We start from the raw sequence: 20,521 nt of genomic DNA, 5'->3' as shown, positions 1-20,521 counted from the left end.
TAGATTAATTTATTGTATCCAATTGATATCCTTCCTCAACAAAGAAAGAGTTTTAGCTTCTTCTGAACCTGCTTCTGGTTGAAAATCATATGCCCAGTTAGCTTGCGGCGGCAAACTCATTAAAATCGATTCAATACGACCGTTGGTTTCTAAACCAAATTTAGTTCCAGAATCCCAAACCAAGTTAAATTCAACATATCGACCTCTTCGGAGATATTGCCAGTTTTTATGCTTATCGTTATAATCTTTATGACGATTTCTATTGACTATCTCTGTATAAGTAGGTGCAAATGTGCGTCCTAAATCACAAGAATATACGAAAATTTCTTCAAATGTCAATCCTGTTTTTTCAGGCGTTAACTTATCATAAAATACACCTCCTATCCCTCTAGTTTCCTGCCTATGGCGAACATAGAAATAGTCATCCGCCCATTTCTTAAAATCTGTATAGAAATCGGGATGATGTAAGTCGCATACATTTTTCATCTGCTGATGAAAAAATTGGGCATCTTCTTCAATAACATAATGTGGTGTTAAGTCAATACCTCCACCAAACCAGCGAATCTCTTCATTTAATTCAAAATAACGAATATTCATATGAATAATCGGGACGAAGGGATTGTTAGGGTGAATTACTATGGATACGCCCGTCGCAAAGAATTCATCTTCCTCTACACCAAATGATTTTTTGATCTGTTCGGGCAATTTACCATGAACTGCAGAAAAGTTGACCCCTCCTTTTTCAATGATATTGCCATTTTGAATAATTCTTGTACGACCGCCGCCGCCACCCTCACGTTCCCAAATTTCTTCTTCAAACTTTGCTGTTCCATCTAACTTTTCAAGTGCTTGACATATCTCATCTTGAATTATTTTGTAGGTTTCAGCTATTTTTAATCTATCGATCATATTGGACTAACTTAATTTTTCGGCCAATTGGCTAATGATTGTTGTGGCAGATTTGTGCTGATATAAGATCTGATAAACGGCTTCACAAATCGGCAGTTCTATTTGATGCTTATGCATATAATGTTGTATACAAGCAGAGGCATAATATCCCTCGGCGACCATATTCATCTCAAGTTGAGCAGACTGAACGCTGTAGCCTTTACCGATCATTGCTCCAAAAGTTCTATTTCTACTGAACTGCGAATAGGCCGTGACCAATAGATCTCCTAAATAAGCTGATTTATTGATATCACGAAGCGGGTTTGGATCGATCGTTTCTACATAAGTCTCCATCTCCCGGATTGCATTTGAAATCAGGACCGCTTGAAAATTATCGCCATACCCTAAAGAATGACAAATTCCACCAGCCAAAGCGTAAATATTTTTCAAAACAGCTCCATATTCAATACCATAAACATCATCGGAAATAATGGTTTTGATGTACCTACATGCTAACAATGAAGCGACCCATTTGGCATTTTCTTCGGATTTAGATCCAAAAGTCAAATATGATAATTTCTCCAAGGAGACTTCTTCTGCATGACAAGGTCCACCGACTACTAAAATATGATCTAATGGCACATCGTATACTTGCTGGAGATAGTCTCCGATAATTAAATTCTCGTCAGGAACAATACCTTTTATAGCAGACACGATAATTTTGCCTTCAAAATCAGATTTTGTGACACCCTCTAGCGCTGCTTTAAGATATGTTGCTGGTGTGTTTAAAATAATAATATTCGATCTCTGAATAATTTCACGTGCATGGGTTGAAATATGATCAGTATCTAACTTTACTTCAACGGCACTTAAATAACTTGGATTTTTTTTATGCTCTTTGATATAGTCAACATCCTCTTGTTTACGGACCCACCAATAAATATCCTTCTCGACAACGTTGTCACCCAGCATTTTAATCATCGCTGTAGCCCAACTCCCACTACCAATAAGCCCTACTCTATTTTTTTGCATTAAATTTTATTATAGACAGTTTCAGCAAATATACTTAATTATACAATAATTAACATTCTCCTCCTCCCTAATCAGGATAATATATCTTAAAATACGAATTTAAAAAGGAAATTAAAATGGTACTAAAACACATATGATACCTAATTTGACCATATTCAGGTGTCAATCGTGTAAAACTTAATGTTTACTTTTGCTTTTCGATTAAAACGAATTTATGGAGAAATTACATTTTTCAAAGAATTGGAATAATAAATTAGATTGTATGGCATTTACAACGTTAAGACTGCCAAATCAAAAATATCAAATTAACCACTTATTTGAAATTACATTAGATGGGATCTGTAAAGGGATTGGAAAATTAATATCCATAAATTATATCAGTATTGATGATATTGATGAATTTATTGCTCGTTTAGATACGGGCTGCTCAATCGATGAGTGTAAAAATATCATCATCGATATTTACCCAAATATTGATTTTAATCAGCAGCAATTAGTATTGCTATTAATTTCTAAAGTTGATCAAGAGTAGTATTGATCGAATAGAATTCAAAGCTCCCAGACGCTCTTTCCTTAGATATTTTTCGGCAACCTGTAAACACTACTTCCACCTCATCAAGTTGATTTTCAAAATAAGTTAGTTGCATACGCAATAATACTTTGTCGATATATTCCATCTGTTGATTTTTATAGCCAATAGAGAACAATTTCACGTTGCAGATAAGCTGAAATACAGCGATGATGAAAGAGTCGTCTTTATTGATTTTACGTCTCCATATTACATCTTTAAAACGCACATAAACAGACTATAACTACCTCTCACCTCCAGCAGACATGACAATCCTCTGTAAGTTATAATTTTGTTTGGTCAGCACTTGACTTACTTCTGCTTCAAAGGTCATCACGAGCAGTGCGATCATCGAAATAGAAAAATCTAGATTTTAACAAAAAAATCCTTGCGGCACCATTCACCACATCATAAACACATCAAAGCTTTTTATTTAATCATCATTTTAGCCGATCAGAGAGATTATTAATACAAAACCGCTCAGATACCCGACAAAATAAATTAGATCGCTTAAAAGCGCTAATTTGAGATAAAGCACTCTTCAGGCATCGATCAAGTATAGATGAAGCATAGATAGAGCGTTGGTAGTGCATGGATAGTGTATCAATGGGTACCGTTTTACGCACTATCCATGCTTTACCATTGCTTAGCATATGCACTACCCATGCTTGGGACATGCATGAACCACCGTGTTCCCGTGCTGGTCTACGCCACGCCTGCAGATCCTCAGCTGAGCTACTGGCTTGAGTAGCTCTTTGGTAGCTTCGCAGTAGCTTCTCCGTACATTCTTGGTACAAGATTGGTACACTCCCTGTGAATAACCCGTACACTAACGGTACACTCTTGGCCACTTGAAAGCCTTATTTTCCTTCAAAATCAACAGCAGGGATGTCCAGGCTATTTGGATCTGATTCGTACTTTGTTTTAACCTTGTTCGTACCTTGTTTTAAACTTTCTTGTCCCTGCACCGCAGTTGCAAAGTCCCTGCACCGTCCATTTCCCGGGTCAGGGACGGGAAAAAGGCGGTGCAGAAGCGGTGTACAGACGGCTTTCGGTAAAACAGTATCCGAATCTGATATGAAGCTGGTATCGAGCTGGTTGCTGTCAAAACTGCTCCGAAACATCCAATTTGGTATTTTTCTGCCTTTCTTCGACCTTTCTTCTAGACTTGTTCTACCTCCACCTGAGTCTCCTTCGAGTCGGCTTCGAGTGTCCCCTCACTCCCTGTCGAAGCCCAGTCGAAGCCACCTCGGAGCCCACTCGAAGCGACCTAGAAGATGGGGCGAAGTTGGTCAGGAAAAGGTTGGAGGATTGCCGACCCAATGCCGAGCCAGTCTCCAACGTGATCCCGATGGGCATTCGAAACTTGATCAAAGCATATGAAAAGATTGAAGAAAAACAATAGTAGTTGATTGTGCAACAGTATTTTTTAGCGCTTTTTTTCAACCGTTAATTCGGGTAGACATAGGGGTTGTTTATATATCACACCCACCCATAAACAACCCACAAAAAAACCGCCTGATCATGCCAGACGGTTCTCTATATTTTAAAAACGATATCTTATTTCAGTTTTTCAATCTCTTCGATGGAGAGTCCGGTTCCTTTAACAATATCTTCCACAGGGAGACCCATTTTCTTAAATTCTAATGCTATAGCAATAGCTTTCTCATGCTCTCCTTTCTCCATTCCTTTGGCTATGCTTAACTAAATGCTCAACATCGAAATATGATTATTAATTTAATTTTGCAATCGCAGTAATCGTTCCGCCGTCAACGCGCAATCCTTGAGTAGCAGAAGCAGTCGTTGCATCAATTTTGTAGACATAACTTATTCCTGTTTTCAAAGTAACGCCAACATAACCAATGCCATCTTTTTTAGTATAGTTTGTTGATGTAACACTATTTATTTCACTACCGCTTGGCAGACCAGACACTTTTTTAAAACTCTTATCATATACGTTGACAACAGCAAAATTATATTTATCAGCAGCATTCATCGCATTCATGGATACCACAAAGTTTCCTTTCCCAACATACAACCAATTACCAATTTTGTACCCTCCTGACAATTCTTCAAAATTGAGATAATAACTGAAGTCATACGCTGTAGTTCCCTTATTAATTCTAACAATTGCAGAAGGTTTTTTGCTCGTAACTTTACCTGCTGTGGTTGCTGCCGCTGACGAAAACGCATACAAATCACCTTTCTCGTCAACTGCTGTTCCATCCAAGAAATAGGCTCCAATATAGCTTGTACGATTATCTTTGATGACTTTTTCCAGTTCCATTTTTGGGTATGAATAAACTGCAATCCATGAACTATCTGGATAAGCAGTACCAAAAGAATCACCACAGCATCCTTTAATTGACATATAAGGTGCAAATACTTTATCTCCAAACTGTCTAATCCAAGTAAAGTGCGCCAACTCCCCATTGCTAGAGGGTATTTGATTGTTTATAGTTCCCTCTCCAGTAATCAAGAGGCTATTGGTATTGACAATATAGAAATTAGATAATTTATTCGTAATCGATCTAGATATTTTCATCAGCAAGATATCATTGTTAACGGGAGCAAAAGCTTGTACAGTTTCGGATTGAAAATCTGAAACCTTATTAAGCGTTCCATTTTTGATGTCATATGTCGTAACTGCTCCCGGATTTCCCTGTCCATATAACATGGAGAAAAACTTATTATTGGCAGTCATATAATATCGATATGTTCCATCTTGCTCCACTCCATGACCTTTTGTGGTCACCGATCCTTCATCTAAACTTGCAGCTGTCAATAGATAATCGGCCACTCCAGTTGATGCAACTGGTGAAACTGCAACAATATAATTACCAGGATTTGGCGGTCCAACATCATCCTTCTTGCATGAGGTAAATGCAGATAGAACTATGCCTGTAATCAATAATTTTTTAATATTCGTTTTCATTTTCTAATCTTTATATTCGAACGGGAATGATTATTTATTTATAAAATAGCGCAGGTTAACATAAAAAGCTCTTCCTGGTTTTTGTAGACTAAAATTGTCATACACCTTTTCATTGGTCACGTTTTTTGCTTCAAGGCCAATATTATATCGACTATTTGCAACGCTGTATACCACATTGAAATCGTGGGTAAACTGTTTCGGAACGACCAATTTTTGTCCTCCTCTACTTGGCCAATACAAATAGAATTCATGTACGTAAACTAAGTTATAACCTACATTCAAAGTATTTCCTTCATTCATGAAGTTCTTAAAAATAACAGAGGCATCTCCATGAGCAAAAAAGTACGGGATATTAGGCATTTGGTCATTATATAGAGGGCTGATATTGGAATAATTGGGTTCGTATTTCTGCTTATTCTGTAAATATTGATAGGTGATAGATCCACCTAAAGTCAACCAGCTTTTATACGAATAACGAGCATCAGCATCTGCTCCCCAAGTTTCTACCCCCTCACGATTATCAGCAACAAGTTTTGATTGATTATTATTTAAACGATTGTAAATAAAATCACTAGCATAACGGTATATTAAATTTGCTCCTACAACAAAACGGTGATCTTTATTGATGGCAAAATTATAATTTGTTCCTAAGTTCAAATTATGACTGCTTTCAGGTTTTAATTTTGCGTTAGCTTCTTGATTTTCCACATCTCCAAACATCTCATAGGGTGTTGGCATACGATTTGTCCGTTCGTACGATGTTTTTATCTGTAAATTAGGTTTGATATAATAAGCTGTAGCCAATCCATAACCAAAGCGATTATGTGTGGTGTCAAGAGCTCCATTTTTATTGTTTTGGGTCAAGAGCTTTCCAAAAACAGTTGTCGTCCACACATCTTGAATACCATATGTGTAACCCAAACCTAAAATATTTTTGTTCGTTTTTTGTGGTTGTTCATAAGCTGCGTTTGTAGGATTCAGCTCGTCGTGTCCTTTTCTATTGAAAGTCGAGAAAACATTGCTTAAGGCAATAGAATGGTTTTCTCCCATTCGATAATTCAAATTAGTTGTTGCTAGGCCTTCGTTATTTTTGTAAATATAAAGCTGTCTCGCGCGCTCGCCGTTAGTTCCATTCGGTTTTGAGGTGCCATACCAATCATAACGAACATTTACCGTATCAATATTTTGTTCTTTGCCCAGATTATAATTGGCATTAACGATCACGTCCAATCCTTTAATAATATTAGTCTTTCTATATTTTAAAGTAGGCATAACGGTTGACCCGCGGCGGTGCCATTGTCCGAATACGGACTTCATCCTCGCTCCTGTTTGAATTTCCTTATAATTTTGCCCCAGAATAACACCTAATAATAAGCGATCTGCAAAACTTTTGTCCACAAAACCCACCTGCGCTATGACAGATTCATTGTGGTATTTATCATGAAAGCGTTTTACGACAGCATTTTTATCATATGCACCTGTATAAATGTCAGCAGCCTCAACATTTACTTTATAATTATTGTCTGAATAATTCTGAAAAGCATTCAACTGGAAGGTCAATCCTTTTTTAGAAGTAGCGGCAGCATTAACAACAGTTCGGTGTGTATTAAATGATCCATAACTGTAAGAGGCATCAACAAAATTACGAAACCGGTCTGCAGTCACAATATTAATAGCGCCACCTAAAGCATCAGATCCTAACCACATCGGTACGACCCCTTTATAGACTTCAATACGATCCGCAATATTAATTGGGATATTATTGATCTGAAAAGAAGAACCAAAGTTATCCATCGGGATACCATCAACAAAATATCTAACATGTTCACCAGAGAAACCATTTAAAGATAAATTAAAGTTTGATCCAACTCCTCCAGATTCACGTACACGCACTCCAGCTACTTTATCCAATGCTCCAGAAATATCTAATGTGCTATTATATAGTTTTGTTGCATCGATTGCTGTTACATTATAAGCCTGGCGACTGACTTCCTGAACTTTAGTTAATCCCAGAACCTCAACCTCAGCAATTGCTTTGTTTGACTTGACCAAGTTAAAATTATGGTGATTAACAGACTCCAAAACCAAAACGATATCCTCTATCCATGTTTCTGCTTCAATTGAGGTGATCTTTACACGAACATTTTTAGATTTTACATTTTTAATTTCAAATAGTCCTTTGCTATCTGAAATTGTTTTCTGTTCTGCGATAGTAACAGTGGCACCATGTAAAGGTTGATTGTCTAAATAAATGGTTCCTTTAAATATCGTGGTCTGATGTTGTGCAAAACTTGATATAGCACAACAGACAAGGGCAATTAATGCCCAAATTTTTGTAAATTGCATTTCTTTTAATTTCCGTTAGAAGAAGCATACGTTTATGTATGCACAGTTAGTCTAATTATTTAGATTTTAAATGCGCCACGTTATAAATTGCAGCTTATGCGTGGCGTATTTCTTGCTTAGTCCCCAATAAACATCTTGGCTATCGGTTCATTGATCTGTTTATTTTAATATGTATATCTTTCTATATCATAAATTCCTTTCCAATAAGTTGATTATTTGTTAATTGTCAAAAAGTACTTTGGTTTAGTATGTCTGCCCCTATTCAGTATCCAAATTTCAAAAATGAATAGCCAATACTATGATTAAAACTGATTCAAGGTTGTTTAAGAATAATCGATTTATTTAGACTAATTATAAACAATACTGCAAATATAAAAATTAATCTATGCCCTCAAAACTAAAATTGAAATTATTGAAAGATTAGTAACATGTCGCTTGACTATATCACCAATTAATACTGATCATTCATTTTGCACTTCATAAGTATCAGATTCATGACGTATTTATGATTTACAGAAACAAAATTTATCCCCCTATCTACTTACATATGAAACAATCTCTTTCCAATTGAAAGGACATCAAATAAAGATTTTTACGATAGGAATTTTAGAGTGGCTCTTTGAGGGGATGGTATTAGTTTCTATGGTTCACTCCGCTTCATGTAAGTTTTGACGATAGAACGTTCTCGCTGTTGTTCTGTTATCCAGGTACTGATTTAAAGAAAACAGGCTGGATCAAAAGTCAATTGTACTAGATTGACACTAAATAAAATTTCGACACTTCGGTAGATTCAGCAAAAAAGGATCAAAACTCATCAGAGATTTGATCCTTTTTTATGATTTATGTCATTAAAAGCTAACCTAGCAAATTTAAATTCTGATTTGAAATGGCGAATTTCATTGATGAGAAAGCCTCTTTACTGATATCAAATGCACAGTCTTATTAACTTACCTTAATATTTTGAGCAGGATTAAAAGATTCAACATCTTTTGGTAGAATTACTGTTAGAATTCCTTCTTCATAGCTTGCCGTCAAATTAACTTGAGAGACCTGCTCATTTAATTGAAAAGATCTGCTGAATGATTGTGGAACAAATTCGCGGTACATATACTGCTCTTCGTTGTCTTCTGTTGCAGAGACTTCGTAAGAAATGGTCAATATTTTATCTTTTATTTCAATTTTAAATTGTTCTTTTTTGAGACCAGCAGCATATAATTGTAGGGTAAAAAAAGCTTTATTTTCTTCAATATTGACTAAGGGTCTATGTTCACGAGAAAACTCATTTCTTATCTTTCCAAATTGTTGTTCGAATTTATTTTTTAAATTGCCGTATTGCGCAAAACAGTCTGTGTTATTATTATTTTTATTAAACATGGTGCTTAAATATAAAGTTAATTGATCGGGATAATGGCTATATGAGAACGTTTGATTTCATGGGATGCTGGCCGTACAGCCGCACCTAAATCTGCTCTGAAATCAGTCGAAATAGGAAACGAACGTTCACGCAACATCTTTTGAGATTTCTTATTTCGCATCTGACTCGCAATAAAGATCGCCAATGCGCTCAATATTGTCCCTGCCACTAATAATTTAAATAGAAGTCCAATTACAAAGGACAGTAAGCCAACAACGAATGTTACTGCTATGAGCTTAGGTATAATAAATCGAATTTTATTTTTCATATTTTGTTTTTTTTATAATTACTTTAAAGGCCTTTTGATAGAAGACGCTTTTACAAAGACAATACTTTAAAACAAATCGTATTTTTTTTTAAAAAGATAATTTTTGAACAGATAGCGATTTATAGCAAGTTTTAAAATATAAAAAAAGAGCAGAGAATTATCTTCTCTGCTCTTTTGAGCCTCATCACTTCTGATGCTTTATTGTTGTTCCGTCTGCTCATCATGGGGCTTGTCCCGACATGCCGCTGAAAATCGACGTTTCCATTCTGCTTTGAATTTGGATCGATCATCATCTGTACAATGTTGCGCATGCTTGTTGAAGCACTGTCCATTACACATTTCATGTCTTCGACCTTTAAATCTAAAACCTCCAAAAAGAATTTTTGACAAAAGCAGAATTCCAAAAGCTTGCCAAAAAGAGATCATCTTTAAGCCAAATATTTCAGGCATCAATATATTCCATAATAACTGTACTCCCCATACAAATAATAAGGCAAGTATGATGCCGCAGGGTATCATAAAAAAAAGCTTCTTCTTTTTATTACTGCTATATGTATTGTTCATAAACTATCTTTTAATATTATATTTCATTGTAAAGTACACGAAGTTTTTGTCGAAGATGCTTAACGGCATATCCTTTACGACTGATGATTGTCTTGATACTCTCACCTTCCTGATCTGCAATCTCCTGCAGCGTCATATCCTCAATCTCATGCCATAAAAATGTATTTCTCTGTTTTTCTGGCAACTCGTCCAAAGCTTTCATGAGTTGATCCCAGAAAACATCTTTGAACATCTTCAGTTCAGCATCATTGGTATGGTCGGACAGTAGCAGTTCCTTGATTTGCAATCTTCCCTCCTCATCTTCATACATCTGATCTTCCAGTGATTCGGTCTTTTTTTTCCTATACAAATCTGTTATTTTGTTTTTAGCAACAGCATACAACCAACCACTCATATTCTCCAACTGATCAATATTAGAAAGCCGACTCGTCTGATACCACACTTCTTGTAAAATATCTTCAGCATCTTCAATTTTTTTCACTTTCCCATTAATGAAACGAAGCAATTGAGAGCCATAGTTTTTGACGACCTCGGATATCGAAGATGTTTTTTTATAAGACATGTTTAAGGTATGAGTAGCATCCATACCAGTATAGACGATCATCAAAAATTATTACTTTAAAAACTTCAAAAAATTTTACGGACTATTTTATTTTACTTATGGTGTCAAACGTACTTTATTTTAAACGTAATTTTATATTTAAAATTCCTAAAATAATTTAAAAACACCATATATCCGATCTAAAAATATTTTATTGTTACAAGTGAACTGACCATAATCTTTTAAATTTCATATTTTTCCAAATGATTCTTCACCTTTTGGCTGCTTAATTCATGTGTAATAAGGCGCATCATTTTAAATGTATGATAAATAACCCGTAAAATTTTACTGGTTTGCACAACCTAGAATAGCAACTAAATCTTAATTCAAAGCAACGACCGATCTTATCTAAAGTTATTAAATAAATTAAAAGAACCACATTACCTTCCTTATTAACAAGAGGATATAGTCAATTACGGTCAGTTTTAATTTGCTCTTTGTATTCAGGGCATTATATTTTTGAACTTGATATGACTGCCAATTGATTCAAATTTGATGGCAACTCAGCACCTATATCACGACATAGCAGGATGATACCTAAATTTATTCTTAAATTTGCTATTACGATTAGCGTTTTTTATATCATTCGATTTTTCAAAATAAAAAGATATAACTTAAAACCTATTGCAAAGTATACAACATTTAGTACATGAAATTTTTAATAAAGAGCTGCTTTCTCCTTTTTATATTGATCAATAATCTTCCCACTCGGATTATAGCTCAGGATATACAATATCTAGCAAATCCTTGGGTCCAGCAATTCACAAAATCAGCCTATCAGGCTGGCAATCAAAACTGGGGATTAAGCGTGGATAAACAAGGTTTAATCTACGCCGCCAATTCAGAAGGACTGTTAGTTTATGATGGCGCTTACTGGAATTTATATCCTCATCCCAATAAAGGTATTGTCCGTGTTGTTCAGGTTCATTCGGATGGAAAGATCTATACAGGCGGGCAATCAGAATTCGGATATTGGCAGAACAACAAAAATGGAAGGTTGGAGTACCATTCAATCAGTAGCCTATTACAAAAAAAACTAAATGATGAAATTTGGAAAATCATTATCCAAGATAAGCGCATTATTTTTCAATCTTTTTCGACCATATACAGCTATGAAAATAACCAGATAAAAACAATTACTGGAGATGGAGAACCTTTTCTATTTGCTTTTCAAGCCAATAAAAGAATTTTCATAGAAAAATTACCATCTGGTTTACATGAATTAAAAAATCATAAATTAGTTCCTGTTCGAGATAAAGACCGGATAAAAGGACAGAATATCCTGAGCATACTCCCTATCGATCAACATTCTTTCTTGATCGGTACAGCCAAAGCTGGATTATTTGTGATGGATAAAAATGGTACTATTAGTCCTTGGCAAAATGATATCAATGAGGAGCTTAAGAATGCACAAATTAACAATGGCACTAAACTGTTGGACCATTATTATGTATTTGGAACAATCCTAAATGGTATTTATATCCTTGATGAAAAAGGTGTTCTAGTACAGCACATCAATAAAAGCCTTGGTTTACAAAACAATACTGTTTTAAGCCTAACTGTTGACAAGCAATCGAATATCTGGACAGGACTTGATAATGGTATAGACCGAATAGCCATTAATTCTGATTTATATTATTATTCGGATAAATCTGGAAAGCTAGGAACTGTTTATTCTGCAAAAATTTATCAAGGATATCTTTATCTTGGAACCAACCAGGGCCTTTTTTATACTACCTGGAATCAGCAAAAGAAATATCAGCCCATCGACTTTAAAATGATTCAAGGATCGCAAGGTCAGGTTTGGAATTTAGAAATTATTAATAACGTGTTGGTATGTGGACATAATACGGGTACATTCCAGATAAAGGGAAACCAAATGAGCTTATTATCACCTAACACGGGGGGGTGGGTAATTAAAAAACTATCTCCTCACTTCCCAACCGTTTTGCAGGGTAATTACACCGGTATATCATTGTTCCATAGTGCAACAAATGTATTAAATTATATCAAGCAATATCCAAACTTCAAATCTGGAGTTCAATTGTTAGAAACGCAAAGTAAAAATACAATTTGGGCAGCAGGATATAACGAGCTTAATCTGATTAAATTTTCAGAAGATTTCTCTGAAATCAAACAGATAAAACCCTATGCACATCAGAAAGGACTACCAAAATCAAATTATATTGGTGTTTTTAAATTGGGTGAGATCAATGTCTTTACCACGGATAGTGGACTTTATTTATACGATGAACTGGTGGATAAATTTACACCATACCAACAAGTCAATAAAAAACTAGGAACATTTGCCAGATCAAACAAAATAACCGTTGCAGGAAACAATAGCTATTGGTTTATTCATAAAACTCGGATTGCTTTAGTCAATCTATTACCTGGAGGGGAAATCAAGGTCGATTCAATCAAATTAGCATCATTGGAAGGTAACATGATGAAGTTTTATGAAAACATAGCGCCCATTGATGTCAATCAATATCTGATCAGTATTGATAATGGATTCTCGTTATTGAATTTGAAACATGACAATTTCAAATCCGCGGCAGTACCGATTCCTCTCATTCGAAACATAAGAAGTCTTTTTAGTACCGATAGCGTTTATTTTAATGATGTTAAAGAAACGGTTAAGATAAAATACAGAAACAACAATATCAGAATATCTTACGCGTTGCCCTACTATACCGAAATACCTGTACAATATCAATATAAATTGGGAAATAGCCAAAATGAATGGTCAGATTGGTCTAATTTGCCTTATAAGGAGTTTTCAAACCTTGTGGTAGGTAAGCACCAATTTATCATCCGTGCAAAACTACCGAATGGCTTCATAACCAAAGAGAATACCGTTGAAATTGAAATCTTACCACCGTGGTACAGAACCTGGTATGCCTATTTAGGATATCTGATTCTGTTAATCTTTTCTTTTAAATGGATTCAGAACTGGTACAATAAAAAATTGATAAAACATGAAAAACAGTTAAAACAGTCCTATTTGCTCAAACAAGAAGAGCTCCTCAAGCAGGAGGCTATTCGTGCGCAGCAACATTTAATTGAGGTTAAAAATAAACAATTGGAGCATGAATTGTATGTTAAGAAAAAGGAATTGACAAATGCAACAATGAATATTGTGCAAAAAAATGAGCTTTTAAATTCACTAAACCATGAACTGCTGCAATTAAAAGATGAAAATGGCAATAAATTAAAAGCGGATCAGCTTCAGAAAGTATCAAAGATTCTTAAAAATGCTTATGAAGACAATATGGATTGGCATCTATTTGAGCAAAGTTTTAATGAGACGCATGAGAACTTCTTCAAAAAATTAAAACAACAATTTCCGGAATTAATGCCAAATGATCTGAAATTATGCGCATACCTCAGATTAAATATGAGTAGCAAAGAAATTGCCAGTCTACTCAATATCACAACACGTGGTGTAGAAATTAGAAGGTACCGATTACGTAAAAAATTGAATATACAAACAGAACAGAATTTAAGTGATTACTTAATGAATATCAACTAAAAATGTCTCTAAGTCGACCTCTCTCATCTGCGACTTAGAGACAATTTTTTATTGAAACCAATCAAAACACTACATCATTACCTCTCATACGATATAGTGTGTTTTTAACACTATCTATCAAATAAAGTAACAACACACTCACTATAAGTTGCTGACAAACAACTATAATTAATAACAAAAACACAAATACTTTGTATTCAAACGGAGTGATGTAATAATGTATAAGTCCAAAATTATACATTTCGAATACTACATCACATCTTTGCTGTAGTGAAACTTAACATAAATGTTAAATTTCATTAACAAACATTCAGAATAATTGGAATTTATTAATTGAAAGGATAACCAAAAAATTCACCTATGAGGAAGTTATTTACATTATTATTACTCCCTGCATTTTGTCACATCAATGTGTCAGTATATGCACAAAGCGGTAAAGTGATTACTGGAAAAATTACAGCTAAATCATCTAATGCCGTACTTTCAGGAGTTACCATTTCGGTTAAAGGCACAAACGTAGCTACGCAGTCGGACGCAAATGGAGAATTTAAAATTGCAGCAGATCCAAATCAAGTATTGATTTTCCGCTACATCGGTTATGATGGTAAAGAAGTGACCATCGGACAACAAAACAATGTTATTGTTAATCTAGCAGAACAAAATACTGCTTTGGATGAGATCGTAGTCATTGGTTACGGTACCGCTAAGAAAGCAGATTTGACAGGTGCCATTTCACGGGTGACGGCAGGTGATATTGTTAAGCAGCCCGCATTGAATGCTGTACAATCTGTACAGGGTAAAATTGCTGGGGTGAATATTATTGCCAATGAAGCTCCTGGCTCTGCTCCTACAGTGATTATTCGTGGTCTAGGAACAGCTTCGGGCGGTCGTGAGCCGCTATACATTGTCGATGGATTTCCTGTCGATAACATCACAAATATCAATTCGGCAGATATCGTATCCATGGATGTCTTAAAAGATGCCTCTTCAGCTTCTATTTATGGTCTACGAGCAGCTAACGGTGTGATCTTAGTAACGACAAAAAAAGGAAAATCAGGTCGTGCTCAAATCACTTATGATGGATATGTAGGTGCTAAAGGGATACTCAATCGTGTTAAAATGGCTGATGCCAATGAATATGTCACTCATTTTAATGAAAATCAAGCAGTAGTAGCAAAAGATGGAATTCCATTAGCACTCAACCAAAAAAACAATACCGATTGGTTTAAGGAATTATTACAAACTGGTATTGTGACTAATAACGTGGTTAGCGTATCTGGAGGTTCAGATGCAGTAGACTATTTCTTTAGTTATAACAACTTTACAGAAAAAGGAATTACAGACGGTTCTCGATATGTACGAAATACCATTCGTAATAATAACACCTACAAATTTTTTGATAACAAATTAAAATTAAGTCAAACGCTAAATGTATCCTTCTCTAATGATCGTACAAAACCTTTCAGTGCATTTGATGCGGCTTACCGTCAGTCACCTTTAGTACCTGTTCAATACGAAAATGGCCGATACGGAAGACCTATTTATAATAAGACTACAGGTGAAGCGACTTATATTCTTGGTGCAGGACAAGCTGGAGGAAAGTTGAATGATACAGGAAACCCTGTATATGAAAACAAGATGCAAGAGCAGTACAACAAAAACTTATCCATTCAAGGCGGACTTCAAGCCGAATATCAAATCTTCAGCGATTTAAAATTCACCTCTCGTCTCGGTGTGACACAGTTCTTTACCCAAAACAGAGGTTTTAACGATATTAAAGATCGTTACTTAAATGAAGATCCCTTAAATACGGCTGCAAAATTTGAAGAATTGAAAGCCAAGAACCCTAAATCACTTACTTACGCTAATAACAGTTTAAATATTGAAAAAACGCAGAAATTCCGTTGGGCGTGGGAAAATTTCCTATCCTATCAAAAGAGTTTTGGAAAGCATAATTTAGATGCAACCTTGGGGACTTCAAGAGAGAAAGTGGAAATTGGTAACATGTCAGACTTGACGGGATATGATGTCTCGAACAAATCCCAATACTGGAATATTAATCTTGCGTCTTCAAATTATGAAAAGCAGATCAAACAAACTTCTTATACTCCGACAGCATTGGTTTCTTACTTTGCCCGTGCTCAGTACAATTACGATTCTAAATACTATTTGACCGCAACAGTACGTCGTGATGGTTCGAGTAAATTTAAGGCTTCAGGAGAATTCTTTGATATCTTCCCATCATTTGGAGCGGGTTGGACTGTTTCCAATGAGAGCTTTATGCAAGGATCAGGAATTGATTTCTTAAAAGTCAGAGCGAACTGGGGTAGATTAGGCAACCAAAATGTTCCATTAAACGTTTCACAAATCTTATCATCTCCAGGCTCTGATAATTACAATTACGTGTTTGGACCAGAACAAGACCTTGTTTTTGGAGCGGCTTATGGCAGCCCAGCAAGAAATCTAAGATGGGAGGTAACTGAAGAAACTGGTGTAGGCCTTGATTTCACCTTATTAAGTAACCGCTTAAGTGGTAATGTGGATTATTACAATAAGACCAATACCAATGCTATTTTAGAAGTAAAACCCTTATTGAATTCACCGTTTTTTCAAAAATACTTTGATCACGGTGGAAAAATATCAAATCAAGGGGTGGAGATTGGTTTAAATTGGACTGATCAAATTAACGAAAACCTTTCGTACAGCATCGGTGGTAACTACTCATACAATAAAAATACATTGAAGGAGGTAAAACCGGCTTATGATGGTGCTATAGGAGGAAGTCTTAATAATGGACAAATCACTAAACAGTTGAAAAAAGGTCAACCACTCTACGCATGGTATATGCTGGAATCTGATGGTGTTTGGCAAACAGAAGCTGAAATTGCAGATGGTGTGGCAACAACTGGAGCGAAACCGGGTTATTTAAAATACAAAGACCAGAATGGTGATGGAGTTATTGATGATAACGACAAAGTTTTCCATGGATCATATTTACCATCGTCGACATTTGGATTAAACCTGAGTGTCAACTATAAGAAATGGGATTTCACGGCTCAGGGCTACGGAGTAGCAGGCAATAAAATTTACAACGGATTAAAAGGAACTCGGGTCAATGGTGGAGAAAATATTACCAAAGAGACTTTTGATAACCGTTGGACTGGAGCGGGAACATCCAATACACATCCTGGAGCAGCTCATGATGCCCTAGCTTCAAGTTATTATTTAGAGTCGGGAGCATATTTTAGAATCAATAACTTAACATTAGGTTATACTATTCCAAAATTATACAATTCAACATCGAAAATTAGAATGTACTTGACAGCGCAGAACCCATTTATGTTTACCAAATATTCGGGATTCTCTCCTGAAATTACAGGAACTAATGCGGGTATTCCTTCTGAAACTGCTGGAATTGAGCTTTCAGCTTATCCAACAACACGCAATTTCATTTTCGGAGTCAATGTTTCATTCTAAACTTTAAAAATTAAAATCATGAAATTTAACAAATTACATATAGCCTTAATTTTAACAGCAGGTTTGAGCATGTCTGCCTGTAAAGATTCATCATTTTTAGATGTGCCTTCTCAAGAAATTGTGGAGGAAGGTGATAAAGATCAGGTTTACACACCTGAATCTTTTGTCAATTCTGTCTACGGGATGTTTACGGACTGGAATTATTCGTTTTCTTATGTGGCCATTACCGATATGCTTTCTGATAATGCCGATAAGGGGTCTTCTCCTACCGATCCAGGAGGTGATAAACAAGAAATTGATAATCTAGCGTACACCAGTTCTTCAGGTTCTTTCGGTGCATTATGGTCTCATTGGTACAAAGCTATTGGCCGTGCAACGCAATCAATTGCATTGACGGAATCAACTGAAATTGCAGATGCTGCTTATAAAAACAGACTGATCGGCGAAGCGAAGTTCTTACGTGCTTTAAATTATTTCTATTTAGTTCGTGGTTGGGGCGATGTTCCAATTCAAGATCAAGACTTAATCATTCGCGCGCCTAAGGCAGACGTCTATGCTTATATCATTAAAGATTTAAAAGAAGCTATTGAGGTATTGCCTTTAAAATCTGCGTATGAGTCTAAAGACCTTGGTCGTGCTACAAAAGGTGCAGCACAAGCTTTATTATCAAAAGTATACTTATACAATCAAAACTGGAATGAGGCCTATACGTTAGCAAAAGAGGTCATTAATTCAGGTCAATATGGCTTGGAATCAAAATATGAGGTGCTGTGGCGCGCAAGTTCAGAAAATGGCACAGAGTCGATCTTTGAATTTCAGGCACGTGGAGAAGCTATTGCTCATGGTGTACAACAATATTCAGAAGTTCAAGGTGCCCGTGGTGTAACTGGCTGGGGCTGGGGCTTCAATACACCTTCTCAAAATTTATTAAATGCCTTTAACGCAGAACAAGATAATATCCGCCGCGACGCGACTATTATTTTTCGTGGAGAAACTTTGTGGGATGGCCGTGTAGTCGGAACTGGGGTTGAAAATCCAATGTACAACGAGAAAGCATACTCATCCGCTAATGCAGGTGCTGGGGATGGTGATAAAAATGTGCGCTATTTACGCTTAGGCGAAGTATATTTGATCTTGGCAGAAGCCGCTAATGAAATGGGTAACACCGCAGAAGCGACCACTGCACTGAATACGATTCGTACTCGTGTCAAATTGCCTAATACCACGGCTACTAATCAAACAGACTTACGCAAAGCAATCTGGAAGGAACGCCGTCTAGAATTAGCTTTTGAGCATGATCGTTGGTTTGATTTAGTTCGTACTAAACAAGCTCCTGAAGCGATGAAAGCAGATGGAAAAACATTCCAAGAAAAGCATTATTTGTTCCCAATTCCTTACGAACAATTAACACAAACACCAGACATGGTGAAAAATCCGGGTTACTAATCCAGGTTTACAATCATACAACGAAAACTGGGACTTATTAGCACTAAGTCCCAGTTCTTTAATATCCATCGCTCTACTTACGCTACTATGAAGTTAAAATTTAATCCCAAGCTTATCTTAGGCTTAATCTTAATTGGTACAAGCATTACTGCCTGTAAAACACCTCAAACTTTACAGAAAACTACTATTTCTGATGATTCTTTAATGACCCTAGTACAAAAACAAACGTTTAATTATTTCTGGGAAGGCGCAGAACCGAATTCGGGAATGGCAAGAGAAAGAATACACCTAGATGGACAATATCCACTGAATGATTTTAATGTTGTCACCGTCGGCGGTTCTGGTTTTGGCATCATGGCTACAATTGTTGCTGCGGAACGTGGTTTTATTTCTGCCGATGAAGCAACTAAAAGGTTTGATCGTATTGTAGATTTTCTAGCAAAAGCAGATCGTTATCACGGTGCTTGGTCGCATTGGATAGATGGTCCAACTGGGAAATCGAAGGTTTTTGGAAATCAAGATGATGCAGCTGATATCGTTGAGACAGCATTTATGGCTCAAGCGTTAATCTGTCTTCGCGAATATTATCAAAATGGTAACGACCAGCAGCAGCAAGTTGCTAAGAAAGCAGACGCTTTGTGGAAAGGAATTGATTGGGATTTCTTTAGAAATGGCCAAGATGTGCTGTACTGGCACTGGAGTCCAACACATGGCTGGGGAATGAATCATGCTATCCAAGGTTATGATGAGTGTCTAATCAGTTATGTGCTTGCAGCAAGTTCACCAACCCATCCTATCCCAGCTTCTACTTACCATAAAGGTTGGGCAAGAAGTGGAGCAATAGTATCTACAGGCGAAAAATATGGAATACCGTTAATTTTGAAACATAATGCTCCTGAACATGCGGTAGGTCCTCTATTTTGGTCCCATTATTCATATTTAGGACTAAATCCAAAAGGACTACAGGATCAATATGCTGATTATTGGAAAGTCAATGTCAATCACACTAAAATCAATATTGAGTACGCTAAACAAAATCCTCATCAATTTAAAGGATATGGTGAAAACTCTTGGGGCCTAACGGCGAGTTATTCTGTCAAGGGGTATGATGCTCATCATCCAGACAATGATAAAGGGGTCATCTCTCCTACAGCTGCACTTTCATCCATCCCTTACGCACCTGAAGAAAGCTTGAAGGCAATGCACTACTTCTATGAGCAAAAAGGTACAGAGCTTTTTGGTAAGTATGGATTTTACGATGCTTTTTCTGAAACAGAAAACTGGTACCCACAACGCTATCTAGCCATCGATCAAGGACCGATAGTGGTCATGATCGAGAATTACAGAACTGGTTTAATTTGGAACTTGTTTATGCAAGCTCCTGAGATTAAAGCAGGATTAAAAAATTTAGGTTTTAAAAGCCCAAAGCTATAATACACATTATTCA

At 36.1% G+C, this 20,521-nt stretch carries 17 protein-coding genes; 5 read left to right on the top strand and 12 right to left on the bottom strand.

Translation table 11 applies throughout. The features are described from left to right. Nucleotides 1-9: 9 nt before the first annotated feature. Nucleotides 10-909, bottom strand: a complete 900-nt coding sequence (hemF, locus tag AC06G9_RS10025) for an oxygen-dependent coproporphyrinogen oxidase (RefSeq protein WP_293929279.1) — start codon at nt 907-909, stop codon at nt 10-12. A gap of 6 nt (nt 910-915) precedes the next feature. Continuing rightward, nucleotides 916-1,920, bottom strand: a complete 1,005-nt coding sequence (locus AC06G9_RS10020) for an NAD(P)H-dependent glycerol-3-phosphate dehydrogenase (RefSeq protein WP_480958046.1) — start codon at nt 1,918-1,920, stop codon at nt 916-918. 214 nt (nt 1,921-2,134) lie between these two features. Between AC06G9_RS10020 and AC06G9_RS10015 the strand changes: the two genes are divergently transcribed. Beyond that, nucleotides 2,135-2,452: an ASCH domain-containing protein gene (locus AC06G9_RS10015; protein ID WP_293929277.1), complete on the top strand. Its 318-nt coding sequence runs from the start codon at nt 2,135-2,137 to the stop codon at nt 2,450-2,452. Here the strand turns inward: AC06G9_RS10015 and AC06G9_RS10010 are convergent. The 10 genes from AC06G9_RS10010 to AC06G9_RS09965 all read right to left on the bottom strand — a co-directional run bounded on the left by AC06G9_RS10010 (nt 2,433) and on the right by AC06G9_RS09965 (nt 10,619). After that, the gene (locus AC06G9_RS10010; RefSeq protein ID WP_480958045.1) at nt 2,433-2,717 is read right to left on the bottom strand and encodes a hypothetical protein; all 285 of its coding nucleotides are present in this window, start codon (nt 2,715-2,717) and stop codon (nt 2,433-2,435) included. The two genes, AC06G9_RS10015 and AC06G9_RS10010, sit on opposite strands and share 20 nt — an antisense overlap. A gap of 211 nt (nt 2,718-2,928) precedes the next feature. Continuing rightward, on the bottom strand, nt 2,929-3,339 hold the full coding sequence (locus AC06G9_RS10005) for a hypothetical protein (RefSeq protein ID WP_480958044.1): 411 nt from the start codon (nt 3,337-3,339) through the stop codon (nt 2,929-2,931). Between the two features lie 9 nt (nt 3,340-3,348). Then, nucleotides 3,349-3,612: a hypothetical protein gene (locus AC06G9_RS10000; protein WP_293924993.1), complete on the bottom strand. Its 264-nt coding sequence runs from the start codon at nt 3,610-3,612 to the stop codon at nt 3,349-3,351. A gap of 436 nt (nt 3,613-4,048) precedes the next feature. Next, on the bottom strand, nt 4,049-4,174 hold the full coding sequence (locus AC06G9_RS09995) for a hypothetical protein (RefSeq protein WP_293924992.1): 126 nt from the start codon (nt 4,172-4,174) through the stop codon (nt 4,049-4,051). Between the two features lie 46 nt (nt 4,175-4,220). Continuing rightward, the gene (locus tag AC06G9_RS09990) at nt 4,221-5,423 is read right to left on the bottom strand and encodes a DUF4374 domain-containing protein (RefSeq protein ID WP_293924991.1); all 1,203 of its coding nucleotides are present in this window, start codon (nt 5,421-5,423) and stop codon (nt 4,221-4,223) included. Between the two features lie 30 nt (nt 5,424-5,453). Next, the gene (locus AC06G9_RS09985) at nt 5,454-7,769 is read right to left on the bottom strand and encodes a TonB-dependent receptor domain-containing protein (protein ID WP_480958043.1); all 2,316 of its coding nucleotides are present in this window, start codon (nt 7,767-7,769) and stop codon (nt 5,454-5,456) included. A gap of 942 nt (nt 7,770-8,711) precedes the next feature. After that, on the bottom strand, nt 8,712-9,143 hold the full coding sequence (locus AC06G9_RS09980) for an Hsp20/alpha crystallin family protein (RefSeq protein ID WP_108159782.1): 432 nt from the start codon (nt 9,141-9,143) through the stop codon (nt 8,712-8,714). Between the two features lie 17 nt (nt 9,144-9,160). Then, the gene (locus tag AC06G9_RS09975) at nt 9,161-9,451 is read right to left on the bottom strand and encodes a hypothetical protein (RefSeq protein ID WP_045754186.1); all 291 of its coding nucleotides are present in this window, start codon (nt 9,449-9,451) and stop codon (nt 9,161-9,163) included. A gap of 198 nt (nt 9,452-9,649) precedes the next feature. Beyond that, on the bottom strand, nt 9,650-10,015 hold the full coding sequence (locus tag AC06G9_RS09970) for a hypothetical protein (RefSeq protein ID WP_248753847.1): 366 nt from the start codon (nt 10,013-10,015) through the stop codon (nt 9,650-9,652). 16 nt (nt 10,016-10,031) lie between these two features. Next, on the bottom strand, nt 10,032-10,619 hold the full coding sequence (locus AC06G9_RS09965; protein WP_293924989.1) for an RNA polymerase sigma factor: 588 nt from the start codon (nt 10,617-10,619) through the stop codon (nt 10,032-10,034). Nucleotides 10,620-11,265: 646 nt separating this feature from the next. On the opposite strand from AC06G9_RS09965, the gene AC06G9_RS09960 reads away from it, so the two are divergent. The 4 genes from AC06G9_RS09960 (at nt 11,266) to AC06G9_RS09945 (ending at nt 20,508) form a co-directional block, all read left to right on the top strand. Then, on the top strand, nt 11,266-14,151 hold the full coding sequence (locus AC06G9_RS09960) for a ligand-binding sensor domain-containing protein (protein ID WP_480958042.1): 2,886 nt from the start codon (nt 11,266-11,268) through the stop codon (nt 14,149-14,151). Between the two features lie 360 nt (nt 14,152-14,511). Continuing rightward, entirely contained in the window at nt 14,512-17,628 is a 3,117-nt protein-coding gene (locus AC06G9_RS09955) for a SusC/RagA family TonB-linked outer membrane protein (RefSeq protein ID WP_480958041.1), read from the top strand. 18 nt (nt 17,629-17,646) lie between these two features. Further along, nucleotides 17,647-19,074 carry a RagB/SusD family nutrient uptake outer membrane protein gene (locus AC06G9_RS09950; RefSeq protein WP_108159785.1) on the top strand — a complete coding sequence of 476 codons (1,428 nt, stop codon included), beginning with the start codon at nt 17,647-17,649 and terminating at the stop codon, nt 19,072-19,074. An 87-nt stretch (nt 19,075-19,161) separates the two neighbouring features. Further along, complete coding sequence (locus AC06G9_RS09945; protein WP_153198099.1) at nt 19,162-20,508, top strand: glucoamylase family protein; 1,347 nt, start codon at nt 19,162-19,164, stop codon at nt 20,506-20,508. Nucleotides 20,509-20,521 lie beyond the last annotated feature (13 nt).

Source organism: Sphingobacterium sp. MAE (genome assembly GCF_056711605.1).
Note: the sequence above shows the minus strand (reverse complement) of the source record. Positions and strands in the feature narration are given on the sequence as shown.